Here is a 13,602-nt window from a genome sequence, read left to right as displayed (position 1 = left end):
CACAAGTTGCGCCAAAAGTGCGTGACCTTTCACCCAACCGCACCAGCAACCTATGCCTGACTCGAACACCGAAACACAATTCGCCCCAGACGCGGACCGATCCCAGGAGCTGCGCCGTCCAACTGAGGGTTGGCTTGCGCCGGGTGCTCCTATCAGTGCCGACCTTCTGGGTGCTACGCTCCCGGCCGTATCCACCCCCGGACCGAACGATCCCGAACGGATCACGCACCCCGAATCGACCGAAAACATGGTCGCGCCGCGCGCGGCTTCGTTGCCACCGATCCCCGGCTACGTCATCGAGAAGCTCATCGGGCGCGGGGGAATGGGTGTGGTCTACCGCGCCACACACACCGCGACGGGGCGCCTCGTCGCGCTGAAGCTCACTAACCCCGGCAACAACGATGACGTCACTCGTGACCGATTCGTGCGCGAGGTTCACACGCTCGCGTCCATCAAACACCCAAACATCGTGCCCGTTTACGACGCGGGCGACTGGCACGGGTTCCCCTACTGCACGATGGAGTTCGTGCCCGGGGGTACACTCAGCGAGCACCTCAACCGCATCCGCACGGATCTTCGCGCCGCGGTCCGCCTCATGGTGAAAGTCGCGCGCGCGGTCGAGGCTCTGCACGCTGTCCGGATCTTTCACCGTGATCTCAAACCGCTCAACATCTTGCTCGGATCGGGTAACGAACCGATGGTCGCGGACTTCGGGCTCGCAAAGTGTATCGACGACGATTCCGACCTGACCTACACCGGTTTGCCCGTCGGCACGCGGCAGTACATGTCGCCCGAACAGACCCTCGGCAAAAAGGGTAACCTCACTGCCGGGTGTGACGTGTGGGCGCTGGGAGTCACCCTATACGAACTGCTCACCGGCCAACGCCCCTTCATCGACGACGGTATCACCGACGTTTATCACAGCATCCGCACCGCCGAACCGCAGCCGATCACGACACTCTCGCCGGACGTCCCGGTGGCGCTCCAGGCGATCGTATGGAAGTGTCTCGCGAAGAAGCCGGAAAACCGCTATTCGACCGCAGCGGCCCTCGCCGACGATCTCGATTGCTGGCTCGGCGGTAAGCCGATCAGCGTTCCGGTGCCAGCCCCCTCGCCGCCGACCACCGTAGTCCTCCCAGAACCGGAGCGCAACAAATATCCGCGGCGTGACCGCGTGGTACTAATGTCGTGCAGCGCGGTGGCTCTCGTGGCTTTCGCCGCGCTGTTCAGCAATCCCACGAAACTGGAGAACCCGCCGAAGACATTCGCCGAGCGCGTCGCGGGTGGGGAGAAAGTCAGATTGACCGATGAGAAGGGTAAGCTCCTCGTCCAACCCACTCACGAGCCCGGGCACGAACTACACCCCGACACAATCGACGGGTACCACTCGTTCACAAATTCTCAGGTCGGCATCACGAGTTTGGCCAACGAACCATTGTCCTTCCCGTACAAAGTGGAGGCAAAAGTGGGCGTCGCATTTCAGACGACGCTACAGGAAATTTGCGCGGGGATCTACGCCGGGCGCCGCACGTGGGACGGGCTACCGTTTAAACACGAGTCGCTAATTTGGGCCGGCCCCAGCCCCAGAACCGCCTTACCAAACCCGCCCGGTTCAGGTCCGGCAAAACAGATCCTCCAGAGCCAATGCGGGTTGTATTGGTGGCAAGACAACGAGAACGGCTCACCGGTAACGGTCGAGAAACGGGAAGCGCCTTGGGATCCTGAGGGGGAAAAATTGTTGGTCCAATTCGTCCGCGTCGTCATGGAAGTTCGACCCGATGCCGTGGATACCTGGATCGACGGCGTGCGACTGAACCGCCTCACGGATAATCGCCAAGGAATCGAAACCGGCACAATAGCAAGACTCAACCGACTGGGAGCAACGAAACTGCCACCCGCTTTCCGTGATTACAAGTTCACATCCCCGACCCTCGGATCGGGGATCGGCATCTTTTGCCAGGGCGGGCAGTGCATCGTGCGCGACCTCACCGTTTCCAAGCTCGATCCGTAACACGTTCCTCACTCTCGGAAAGGTTCCCGCCCGTGGGCAAAAAGAAACTGACAAAACCAACTAAACAGAACAAACAACTCACCCCACTATTGGCAGCGGGGCAGAGCCCGGGTGGTGTTGCCGCAGCCCCCCACATTATTAATCCATTTGCGAATTCGTTCGTTCCACCCGGGGTCGATCTCACGGTGAACATCACGACCAATCGAGGCGACCTGCGGTACAAGGTCACCTTCACCGACCTCACTCCGCCCCCACCGGCACCGCCCGCCCCGCTCACAACAAACATCCCCGCTAATGGTGGTGCGGGCTTCACTCTCGTCATCCCGGGCGCGAACCTGCAAACGAACCGCGTCTACGAGATCTTCGTCTTTGTGGATCCGGCGGACGGTGCGTCACCCCCACACCTCGACCACACGATCAACGTCCACACCACACCACCGGCAGGGTTCACAATGGTCACCGCCGGCACACCCGCCGAGTGAATGCAGTAGTCTTCGTGGGGAGCGGCCGGTAAGTTCTCTCCGACCGCTTCTGTTCGCCGCGAGGACGCACGTTCATGGACCTTATCTCCCAGGCCCGGGCCGGGTTCGCCGGGATCGACGCCGACGCCGCACTCAAAGAGAAGGCGCTCACGAACCTCAACACCTGGCTCACGCACCCCGATTTCGCCGCCTACCGGCCGCAGATTGAGAGTCTCTGCCACGCGGGAGCCTGGTCCGTCCTGCTCGACTCCTTCTATCAGGTAATGCCGTTCGGCACCGGGGGACGCCGCGGGGCGGTCGGCATTGGGCCGAACCGCATGAACCTCTGGACCCTCGGCGCGAGCGTACAGGGCCACTGCGAGTATCTGCGCCAACGGTTCCCGGGCGTGTCGCCGCTCCGCGTGGTGCTCGCGTTCGACGTGCGCCAGTTCGAGGACAAGCGGAAGGTCTACAACTCCGCGCTACCGAACCCGGTTCTGCACCTCTCCAGCCGCGAATTCTGCCAACACGCGGCCGGAGTTTACGCGGCCAACGGCATCCAGGCCGTTATCCTGCCGCCCGACAGCAAGCGATACATTCCCACGCCGGAACTATCGTTCACGATCCGCTACCTCCGCGCGCACGGCGGGCTGAACATGACCGCCAGCCACAACCCGCCGGACGACAACGGGAGCAAGTTCTACGACGACCGCGGGAGCCAGCTCGTACCGCCCGAAGACCAGTTGATGAGCGAGATGGTTGAAGAGGTCTCGGTCATCAAACACATCCCGTTTGCGGACGCACTACGGGCGGGGAAAGTGCAGCTCCTCGACGACGCACCGCACCGCGCGTTCATCGAACTGTGTCGCCACGAGAGCGTGCTCGGGTCGCCCAAGGCCGACGAACTCCGTGTCGTGTTCACGCCGATGCACGGGTGCGGCGGGTTCTGTGCCGGTGAAGTTCTGGAAGCACAAGGGTTTCGCCCGATCCCGGTGCCCGAACAGGCGACGCCCGACGGCCAGTTCCCGAATGTGACGAAGACCCCGAATCCCGAAGTACCGGAGTGCATGGACCGGGCCGAGCGCGTCGGCACCGAGCGCCACGCGGACCTCATCATCTCCACCGACCCGGACGCGGACCGGTTGGGCGCAATGGCGAACCGCTCGCCCGATGGTAAGGGTATGTTTCGGTTCATCACCGGGAACGAACTGGCCGCGCTGCTCACGCACTTCAAACTCGCTCAACTCGCGCGAGCCGGCTCGTTGCCCGCAGCACCCATCGTTATCACAACGGAAGTGACGACGGGGCAGGTCACACGGATCGGTCGGCAGTTCGGCGCGCAAGTTATTAGCGACCTCCTAGTGGGCTTCAAATACCACGCGGACGCACTGTGGCAGATCGAATCCACCGGCCAGTACGGTGACGTGCGCGGGTCGGTCGCGGACTTCGTCATCGCTACCGAAGAAAGTCACGGCATCATGGCCACTGCCGGGGTGCGCGACAAGGACTCCGCGTGCGCCGCGCTGCTCCTGGCCGAAGCCGCGCTCTACCAGAAGCGCCAGGGCCGCACGCTCGTGGATTACCTCGACGACCTCAACCGGCAGTTCGGCTACTTCCGCAACGAACTGCTGAACATCGTGCTGACCGGCCTTGAGGGGAAGGTCAACATGGCGCGCATGCTGGACGCGCTGCGTCGGAACCCTCCGAAGGAAATCGGCGGCCTCCCGGTCACGAGCTTCGAGGATCTCCAAGACCCCGACGGCCGCATGGGGCCGTTCAAAGGCGACACCGACAAGGCCGCGCGAAACTTCCTCATCTTCCGCCTGGGCGGTGACGGTCAGACCGCGAAAGTTTGTCTGCGTCCGAGCGGCACCGAGCCGAAGGCCAAGGCGTATATCGAAGTATCCGGGGCGCCGTGGAAGGCCGGTACGCCACAAGACACCTGGGACGTTTCGTGCACCGCGATCGATGTCCGCGTGCAGAAAATCGCGACCGACTTTCTGACTAACGCCCTTGCGACCATCGGCCAGACGCCAGCGCCAGGGGCGGACAAACTGAGTCGGTAAACCCAGGTGCCCGAACGCACCGGTGGGTACTGGGACGAGGATTTTGCGCGAGCACTTCTCATCGCGCAAAACTCTGTCTCAGGATTATTGATGACAAATGCTAACATTTCCGGCCCGTGCCTCGCGCACTCAGGGCGGTGAACTCCAGTCGCGCCGTAAACCGTTTCACCTCAAGTACATTAGCAACTCTGTACGTTCCTGTTCGGCGTCGATTGTGGGGTAACATTCGCTAACAAATCCGCTGTTTCCACCTGAATTCACTCCCAATCACGCCACCTCTCCCAGCTTTCATCAGTATTTTGTCGACCCACGTTCGTGCTCACAAAACCGGCACAACCACCCCAAATCAATCGACCGCTAAATCCCAACGGACATGGAAACCACCACAATTACATCCGTATACTATACCATCACCCAAATTTTGAAAGGGCAAATATGTCCATAGAAACAGGAATGTCCCGATCCCCACAAATGCTCGCACTTACCTCGGAACTTGCCGCACCGTTCAACCCGCGCGACGTGAAGTTCAAGCCGCAGATGGTGAAAAACAACCGCTGCCTCGCGATGGCTTACATCGACGCCCGGCTGATTCAGGATCGGCTCGACGAGGTGCTCGGGGTCGAGAACTGGGAGGACGTTTACAAGATCCTGCCGGACGGCTCCGTGATGTGCCGGCTCCGGTGCAAACTCGGCGACCGGTGGATCACGAAAACCGATGTCGGGTCACCGAGCGAACAGCCCGACATGGGCGATCGACTCAAGGCCGCGTTCAGCGACGCGCTCAAGCGTGCCGCGGTGAAATTCGGAATCGGGCGCTATCTGTACCGGCTCTCGGCCCAGTGGGTGGAATACGATCCGGTGAAGAAGCAAATCGTGCAACCGCCGCAACTACCGTCGTTCGCGGTTCCCAAAGCCAAGTCCCAGCCCAGCGCAAAGCCCGCACCTTCCGGGTTCGTTGCTACTGAGCCGAAGAAAGAAGCGGCCCGGGCGGATGTATCCAAAATTAATGAACCGGCGCCAGCGAACACAAACGCACCGGCAGCAAAAACCGAAGCCCCAAAAACAGAGGCTCCCAAAACCGAAGCACTGAAACCGGAGCCCCAGAAAGCCGATCCATCAAAAACCGCGAATCTGCCGTCGAACGGCCAGGAGTTGCACCGCCGACTCAGGGAGTACGATGCGAAACTCGCGTCCCAGAAGTTGTGCTCGGTTGGGGCGCTTCTGGCCTACGTCACTCAAGCGGGGGTTAAGGCGGGCTTCACTGCGAACATGAATGAATGGACCGGTCCGGCGATCCAACTCGCGGTCGACGCGGTCCGGGAGTTCGACCAAGCCTCCCGACAGGGGAAGCCAGAACCTCGCACTGCGGCGTGATTTACGCCGCTTGGTGTTTTTCGCAAATTTTCCGCGCAAGTCTTGCACCCACCGGCGTTACTCGGGGAGAATGGCGATGCTGGCAGTCAGCTCGTCGCGCGCTGAACGGTGCAAGGCTGCTTCCCATGTTCCCCCGTTGCTCCAAACTGTTCGTATTCGTTGCGGCGATCCTCGCCGTGATGACGACGTTCGCGAGCGCTGCGGACGCCGGTTGGGTAACGATCAAGAACGACACGAATAAAGCGATCGTCGTTCAAGAAGTGGTCACCGTAAACGGGAAGGTTGTCCGCGGGAAGCCGGTCAAACTGCTCGCGGGCGAATCGTTCCGCGAGTTCCAGAGCATGGCCGGCGTCAAGAGTTACGAAATCGTCGACGCCGCGAACACGAAGATGTCTATCTGGAGCGGTAACCTGAACTGCAAGTCCGACATGCAGTCTTTCTCCGTGACGACGTTGCAGGGGAAGGTCGGCGTCACTCAATTGCCCGAGCCGAAGAAGCCGTAGTTGCTTCGTGCCACATACAAACCCGGGCGCCACTCAAAAGTGGCGCCCGGGTCATTTTGCGCGCGGTCCTCACCGGAGCTACTTTCTAGCTGTCGCACGGCCGTCCCGGGTCTGAACCTGTTTAGACCCAGGGGCCGGCCCTAACTGAACTGCTCGACACTTCAACCCGTCCACGGCGTAGCGCCGCAGGAACCGCTAACTCAACCGGCACGACCCGACGCGCGGGAGCGAGCTTACCGGACCGAACTACCGACGGGCAAGGAGTTTTCCTTTCGCGTCGCGCGCGGGGTCGGCTACAGTAAGACACTTTCCCGCCGCTCTCCCGCTGGTTCTCCACATGACCGCTGCTCCCGTCCCCGATCAGGCACCGACGCGCACGCGATACTGGGTACTCTTCCTACTCTGCCTGCTGGCCATGATTACGTACATGGACCGAGCGGCGAACGGCAGTGCGAAAAAAGCGATCATGGAAGACCTCGGCGTAGGCGAGGAGGACTTCTTCTGGGTGCTGATCGCGTTCCAGTTGGCCTACGCGATGTTCGAGATCCCTTCGGGCTGGCTCGGCGACACGCGCGGCCCGCGCTCCACGCTACTCCGCGTTGTGCTGTGGTGGTCGCTGTTCGTCGGGCTAACCGGTTTCGTCGGCACCAGTTACCTCGGCGGCGTGTACCTCGGTTTCACCGCGCTTATCGTGATCCAGTTCTTCTTCGGTGTGGGTGAAGCGGGAGCGTTCCCGAATATTGCGAAGGCACTTTATAACTGGTTCCCGGCCGCGGACCGCGGGTTCGCGAAATCCATCATCTGGATGTCGGCCCGATTCATGGGTGGACTCACACCGCTCGTGTGGGTGGTACTCACGGACTGGAAGATCGGCGGCATCCACAAGCCGGACGCGGACGGGGTCGCAACGGGGCTGAGTTGGCGCGGTGCGATGTGGTTGTTCGCGAGCGTCGCGGCGGTCTGGTGCTTCGTATTCTACTTCGTCTTCCGCAACAAACCGTCCGAGCACCCGCTAGTAAACGAAGCGGAGCGCGCCGAGATCGATGCGGGGCGGATCGAAACAAAAGGGCCGGTTCAAGTTCCGTGGGGCAAGCTCATCCGCTCCCGGAACTTGTGGGCCATCTGCTTCATGTATGTTGTGACGAATTTTTGCTGGTACTTCCTGATGTACTTCCTGCCTCGGACACTGCAGACCGAGTTCAAGAAGTGGACAGAAGAACCGAACGGGCGCATCCTCCTCGCTCTACTCGCGGGGTGCCCTTTGTTAATCGGGATGTTCGGGTGCTTGCTCGGCGGGACGCTCTCGGACCGTTACATCCGACGCACCGGTGACCGCAAGTGGGGGCGCAGGCTGTTCGGTATGATCGGCTATGGCGGGGCCGGGTTGTGCTACTTCGCCGCCGCAGGTGTGAAACTCGCGGACCCGGACAACCTGTTCCTGTTCGCGTTCTTCCTCGTGTTGATGGGGTTCATGAACGACCTCATCATGGCGCCCGCATGGGCCGTGTGCCAGGACATCGGGCGCGACTACGCGGCCACGGTGTCCGGCGCGATGAATATGTTCGGCAACCTCGTCGGCGCGGTCTCGACGCTCCTCATCACCGGCTTGCTGATGAAGAAGTACCCCGGCACGCAGGGCATTCTGATTTGCTTCACGATGTACGGAGTCGTCTACTTCCTCGGGGTCGGACTTTGGCTCCTCATCGACCCCACGAAACCGATCGCGGGCGATTCCGAACCCGCCTCGCGGCCGGTTCAGGCAACCGAAGAGAGCGAAACCGTGACCGGGTGATCGACCAGTTCGCCCGCATTGAGGAGTTCATCGGGAACTTCCTCGGTGTAGGAGCAAACGGTGACCGCGCCGTCCTGGACCGTGAGGTAGTGACACGGCTTCTCGGTCCAGCACCCGCTGTTGAAGTAGTGAACGGCCCCGCTGGTGTTCGCGACCGGCAGGTGCGTGTGCCCGCAACACACGGCGTCGCACCCCAACTTGGCCGCGTACCGCACCGCGTCCTGTTCGATCTTCTGGGCGCACCGGAGGAACGTCTTGCTCCGGCGCTTCGCGAACTTCGCGAACGAGTGCGACTTATCGACGCGCTGGAGGAAGTTGTAAATGCGGTCCGCGACCCAGGTGATGAACGGGTAGCGCGAGATGAACTCGTCGAACCGGTGCCCGTGCAGAAACAGCAACCTCCGGTTCCCGCTTTCGACCACGATCTCGTCGGCGCACCGCACCCCGAGCAGGTGCGAGATGACCTCCGACGAGCCGTCGTGGTTCCCGTTGATCCAGGTGATCTCCATGTGGTCCGCGAGCTTGCGGATCTCGGACAGGATCTTCCAGTGGTGCTTCTTGAGCCGGCGGAAGTCGATCGAGTCGAACACGTCGCCGTTGAGGATCAGTTGTTTCGCCCGTAGTTCCCCGCGGCGCACTTCAGCGAGGAAGTGAACGAGGTATTTCGCTTGACAGTTCGGGCTACCGAGGTGGATGTCGGAGATGACAACGGCGTCGAGCACGGAAGCCTCCAACGGCACGGCGGGCGCTACTTCAACTATTGTCATAGCTGCGCCAGATTGTGTCCGAGTGTAGACCGGATGAAGGCTTTGAGAGAACAGCAATTCACTCGTGGAATAGTCCCAAAAATCCTCCTCGTCCGATCCGAGACCGAGACTCAACTAGTCTGCGAGACTAGCTCCACTTGTCCGAATAGCTGACAGTGTCGGATAACCACGCAGAAAAAACTGACACGATTAGTTGCTCGCGGAGGAAGCCCGGGGTATTATTCCAGTGTCCCGCCGGTTGGTATCTACAGTGAATGGGCGACGCTGTAGCGACCTCCGGCGGGATCTTTTTGTTTCTCACTTCAGAAATCACATTTGTTGGTTCCAAGTTAAAATCCGCAAAGTCAACCAAAGCTACCCGCATCCGCAAGTTCACAAACCTACCTCGGCCAAACCGTTAAATCTGATACGATCTACTCCACTCGGTGAGTTGTCCTCGCACTCGGACACCGGCTCATGCCGACTGGCAACCGTACTCGTGTGCTCCCACTCATTCCGCTGCTGACCGCGTTCCGCGCCAGCCGGTTTGCCCTTCCGCGTCCCGCGGCATCGCCGCTAACCGTCGCGTTTCTCGACAGTGCGACCGATTATCAGCTCGCTTCGGCTCTGAATTCGATCGCGACCGCGACCCTGCCAGTCTCATTTCACGCGGAAGTTCTCACGCGCCGGGTCCGGTTGATTCGGCACGCGATGAACCACCTGTTCCGGGCAACTGACCCATTACCCGAACGCTTGGCCCGGTGTGTTACTCCGGGCGAAGTTTATTTCGTCGCCGGTCTGGGACCGGGGTTCTGGTCCGCGGTCCTCGCAAGCACTGAAACAGAATTCATTCCCGTTTGGTGCCCGGCCGTCGAGAACGGCCTGCTTCGATTGGGGCTGTTGCGCGAGATCGCTCCCGATGTTCGTTCGCGCTTCGACAGTATGTGTCGCGCGAGCGAGATGGTCCGCGAACACGCCCCGGACCTCACTGCGGCCGATGTGACGCAGTTCCTCGAACGGGTCGCGCGCATTGAAGGGCGCGAGTTACCGCCAGCGGGAGCACTTCCCGGGGCGCTCGCGTGGGCAGCGAAACCCGAGCAGATCGAGCAGGCCATCCGCGAAGTGCGTTCACGGTTCCCGCTGCAAAAGCGCATCCGCGCAGTCTCCGAAGAACAGGCCCAGGCAATCGGCGCGTTCCTCACAGCGGCAAGGGTCGGTGACCACACGACGGCGTTCGCTGCGTTCCGGACGGCGTTCCCGGACTCGCGCTGGGAAACGGCGCTCTCGGCGCTGGATGATGGGTATTCCGTCGCGTTGCCCGAAGAAGATCGCGCGCGTTTGTGGGGCGAAGTCGCGGTCGTCCTGCGCGAGCGGTTCCGCGTTCACCCGCTCGAACTCGCGGACGTGGTGCTCGCGATCGCGGACACGGAAACCTCCGAGCCGGAACTCGGTGACTTCCACGGTTTCTGTTCGGACACGTTCGCGTTCCTCGACGAACTCGCAGAAACGAACGCGAAAGACTGGATGGCCGAGCACCGCGAGCGCTACCAGTTTGTGCTGCGCGAGCCGATGATCGAGTTGTGCGAATCAGTGGCAGAGCGCTACATTCACCCCATACTGAACCGCGAGTACGGTTGGGATCTGGAGTGCGACGCGAAGACCGGGCGCGCGGTCACGAGCATTTGCAAGAACGATTTCGGCCGGAGCGGACCGTACCAGCCCGTTCAGTGGATCACGTTCTACCGCAAAGCGCAAGCGAACAAGCGGGCCGACGCGCAGTTTTTTGTGCGCGTGGCTGGTGAGGGCGTGAGTTACGGGTTCCATCTCGGCCGCATGGCACGCGACGCGGGCAAGCAGTTCCGGCGCAACATCCAGGAACACGCGGAATCCATCTTCCGCGCGCTGCATTCTGGCGCGGCGTTCAATGAGTGCCACTTTTGGACCGGCGACGACCTCTCCGACGAAGTCACAGTGAAGTCGGCCGCGGACCTTCGCGCGTGGGCCGTTCACAAAACGATCGCGGTCGAAAAGCAACTCGAACCATCCTCCCCCCTGCTCCGCCAGGACGCACTCACGGGGGAAATCCTGCTCACGTTCGACCGCTTACTCCCGGCGTTCGCGTGTGCGGCGGAAGCCGATCCGCGCCCGCTCCTCGCGACGCGCGCCGGCGTACCGGTTGATGCGCCGATCTACGACCCCGTTTCGTTCCACCGCGAAACGTTCCTGTCGGAAGTATGGCTCGATCGCATCCTGAGTTTGTTGCGCCTCAAGAAGCAGCTCGTACTTCAGGGCGTGCCTGGGACCGGCAAAACGCACGTCGCCCGATGCCTTGCACGGTTGCTCACGCACGACCGCGCCGATTGCGTGCGCCTCGTGCAGTTCCACCCCGCGTACAGTTACGAGGAATTCGTTGAGGGCATCCGGGCACGCGGGACCGAGGTCAACGGCAAGACGGAAGTCACGTTCCCGGTCGAAGACGGCGTGTTGTGCCAGTTCGCGGAACAGGCCGCGAGCCGGCCGAGTGAGCCGCACGTGCTCATTGTGGACGAGTTCAACCGCGGGAACCTGCCGCGCATCTTCGGCGAGTTGCTCTACCTGCTCGAATACCGCGACCAAGCGATCACCCTGCCATACTCGAAGCGCCAGTTCCGGCTGCCGGAGAACCTGTTCCTCATCGCGACGATGAACCAACTCGATCGCTCCGCGGTCGCGCTCGATCAGGCGCTCCGGCGCCGGTTCTCGTTCGTGGACATGCCCGCGGACGCCGCGATTCTCGCTTCGTGGCTGGAATCGCGCGCGGGCTCCGAACCAGAAAGCACGTCCATCGCTCCGCGAGTGGTTCTGCTGTTCGAGGAACTGAACCGCCGGCTCGCGCGCGACCTCGGGCCGGAAAAGCAGGTCGGCCACAGCCTGTTTATGGTGCCCGAACTCGATAACGAGCGGCTCACGGCGGTGTGGGAACACCACGTCCGGCCGCTGTTGCTCGACTACCTCGGTGGGCGCGAGGACCGCCTGAAAGACTATACCCCCGAGCGCCTGTTAACCGCCAGCGCAGAGAAGCGCCGAAGGCTCAAAGCGACGACCGATGCAGGAGGCTGATTTCGTGGCCGAACCGCCCGTTTACGACGTGGATCGCAGTTTCTTTGAAGTCTCAAGACCGTCCCGGTGGCGATGGGTCCGACGCATCGGCGTCTCGATCGCCGTGTCACTCGTCGGCTACGGCGGCTGCACGCTCGTGGACCGGTCGTTGGCCCGGCGCGATGGCGAACGCGCGTTGACCGCGGCTCACACTCAACTCGACGAGCAAGACCCGAACTGGTCGTGGGATCGGCTCGTCGCGACCCGGCAAAACGCGCCCGAAGGGAAGAACAGCACAGAACTGATCCCCAAAATCAAAAAGCTGACGCACGCCGAATGGGGCAAGGAACTCGCAAAGGGCACCTGGAAGTCGCGCCTGGATGTCCAGCCTAACGTCCGTTATTCACCGTCGATTCTGAAGGAAGTTCGGCGCGAACTGGCCACCTCCGCCGACGCCGCAGCCCTCGCGCGCTCACTGAAGGACTACCCATCGGGGCACCGCGAGATCGTACTGAAGCCGAACGTGCTCGACACCGTTTTACAAGACACTCAGGACACGCGCCAGACCGCGGACGTGCTCCGCTGGGACGTCGTACTCGCGACCGAGGACGGTGACCGGTCGCGAGCCGCGGACGACCTGCTCGCTCTTCTGAATGCGTCGCGCTCGGTGGGTGATGAGCCGTTCCTCGTCTCGCAGTTGGTGCGCATGGCGGTACGCGCGATCACGGTCAAATCCGTCGAATGGCACCTCGCACAAACCGCGGACGCAGTGAAACTCAAAGAGCTGCAAGCGGCGTTCACAGAAGACGCCGAAGAGCCGATTTTGCTGTACGGGGTGCGCGGAGAGCGCGCCGCGTTCGATCGCCTGTTTGAGAACCTCGATTCGGGCGCTGCGACGCCCGCACAGGCGATCGATCGGAGCTTCCAGGACACGTGGGCGCAGCTCGGATGGTGGCACTACCGCAGCAACTTGCCCGCCGACCGTGCTTACACACTGTCTTGGCTGACGCAGTGCGTCGAGTTCGCGCGCCGACCGATCTCCGAACAGCCCGCGCTCTTTGCGACGATCCCGGTCCCGCCCAATGAGCCAACCCGGATGCTGTCAAGGCTCCTGTTGCCGGCCGTGGATCGCGTCGCGCACGCACACTGGCGCGGGGTCGCTGAAGCGCGCTGTGCGGTTGTGGGCATCGCGTGCGAGCGGTTCCGCCAGCAACACAAGCGTTGGCCCACTGCGCTCGCCGAACTGGTGCCGGCGTATCTACCCGCGGTCCCACTCGATCCTTATACGGCGGAACCGCTGCGCTTCACGAAACTCGAGCAAGGCGTTGTTATTCACTCGGTCGGGAAGGATCTGCGCGGGGACGGCGGAACACTGAATGCGCCCCCATCTCCAACCACGACTTATAGCCGGTTCCGGTTGTGGAACCCCGAACACCGGCATCAACCCCCACTCCCAGAAGAACCCGCGCCCGAGCAGGAACAACAGAACGACAACCCGTGATTCTTCGTGCGGGCGAAATCGCCGAACGGCAGAAGCGTCTCAATCTGGTCCCTCCCCACCCGAGACACGC

At 61.9% G+C, this 13,602-nt stretch carries 9 protein-coding genes; 8 read left to right on the top strand and 1 reads right to left on the bottom strand.

Annotated elements, in window-relative coordinates:
• Positions 1–52: 52 nt before the first annotated feature.
• The 6 genes from VT84_RS18385 to VT84_RS18360 all read left to right on the top strand — a co-directional run bounded on the left by VT84_RS18385 (position 53) and on the right by VT84_RS18360 (position 8,207).
• Positions 53–2,011 (top strand): serine/threonine protein kinase, encoded by a 1,959-nt coding sequence (locus tag VT84_RS18385; RefSeq protein WP_082840533.1) that lies wholly within the window; start codon positions 53–55, stop codon positions 2,009–2,011.
• Positions 2,012–2,196: 185 nt separating this feature from the next.
• Positions 2,197–2,493, top strand: a complete 297-nt coding sequence (locus tag VT84_RS18380; RefSeq protein ID WP_157469612.1) for a hypothetical protein — start codon at positions 2,197–2,199, stop codon at positions 2,491–2,493.
• Between the two features lie 74 nt (positions 2,494–2,567).
• Entirely contained in the window at positions 2,568–4,538 is a 1,971-nt protein-coding gene (locus tag VT84_RS18375; RefSeq protein ID WP_082840531.1) for a phospho-sugar mutase, read from the top strand.
• Between the two features lie 453 nt (positions 4,539–4,991).
• Positions 4,992–5,912 (top strand): Rad52/Rad22 family DNA repair protein, encoded by a 921-nt coding sequence (locus VT84_RS18370; protein ID WP_082840530.1) that lies wholly within the window; start codon positions 4,992–4,994, stop codon positions 5,910–5,912.
• A gap of 125 nt (positions 5,913–6,037) precedes the next feature.
• Positions 6,038–6,415, top strand: coding sequence for a hypothetical protein (locus VT84_RS18365; RefSeq protein ID WP_082840529.1), 378 nt, complete (start codon positions 6,038–6,040; stop codon positions 6,413–6,415).
• Positions 6,416–6,752: 337 nt separating this feature from the next.
• Positions 6,753–8,207, top strand: coding sequence for an MFS transporter (locus VT84_RS18360; RefSeq protein WP_082840528.1), 1,455 nt, complete (start codon positions 6,753–6,755; stop codon positions 8,205–8,207).
• Here the strand turns inward: VT84_RS18360 and VT84_RS18355 are convergent.
• Positions 8,171–8,929, bottom strand: coding sequence for a UDP-2,3-diacylglucosamine diphosphatase (locus tag VT84_RS18355; RefSeq protein WP_052554297.1), 759 nt, complete (start codon positions 8,927–8,929; stop codon positions 8,171–8,173). The genes VT84_RS18360 and VT84_RS18355 overlap by 37 nt on opposite strands.
• Positions 8,930–9,430: 501 nt before the next feature.
• Here VT84_RS18355 and VT84_RS18350 point away from each other — a divergent pair.
• Together VT84_RS18350 and VT84_RS18345 are read left to right on the top strand one after the other, a co-directional pair.
• Positions 9,431–12,052, top strand: a complete 2,622-nt coding sequence (locus VT84_RS18350; RefSeq protein ID WP_082840527.1) for an McrB family protein — start codon at positions 9,431–9,433, stop codon at positions 12,050–12,052.
• The gene (locus VT84_RS18345) at positions 12,039–13,532 is read left to right on the top strand and encodes a hypothetical protein (protein WP_082840526.1); all 1,494 of its coding nucleotides are present in this window, start codon (positions 12,039–12,041) and stop codon (positions 13,530–13,532) included. Before VT84_RS18350 ends, VT84_RS18345 begins: the two co-directional genes overlap by 14 nt.
• Positions 13,533–13,602: the final 70 nt, after the last annotated feature.

Origin of the sequence: Gemmata sp. SH-PL17 (assembly GCF_001610855.1) — a bacterium.
In the GTDB taxonomy this organism is placed as follows: domain Bacteria; phylum Planctomycetota; class Planctomycetia; order Gemmatales; family Gemmataceae; genus Gemmata; species Gemmata massiliana.
This window is presented reverse-complemented; position numbering and strand designations above follow the sequence as displayed.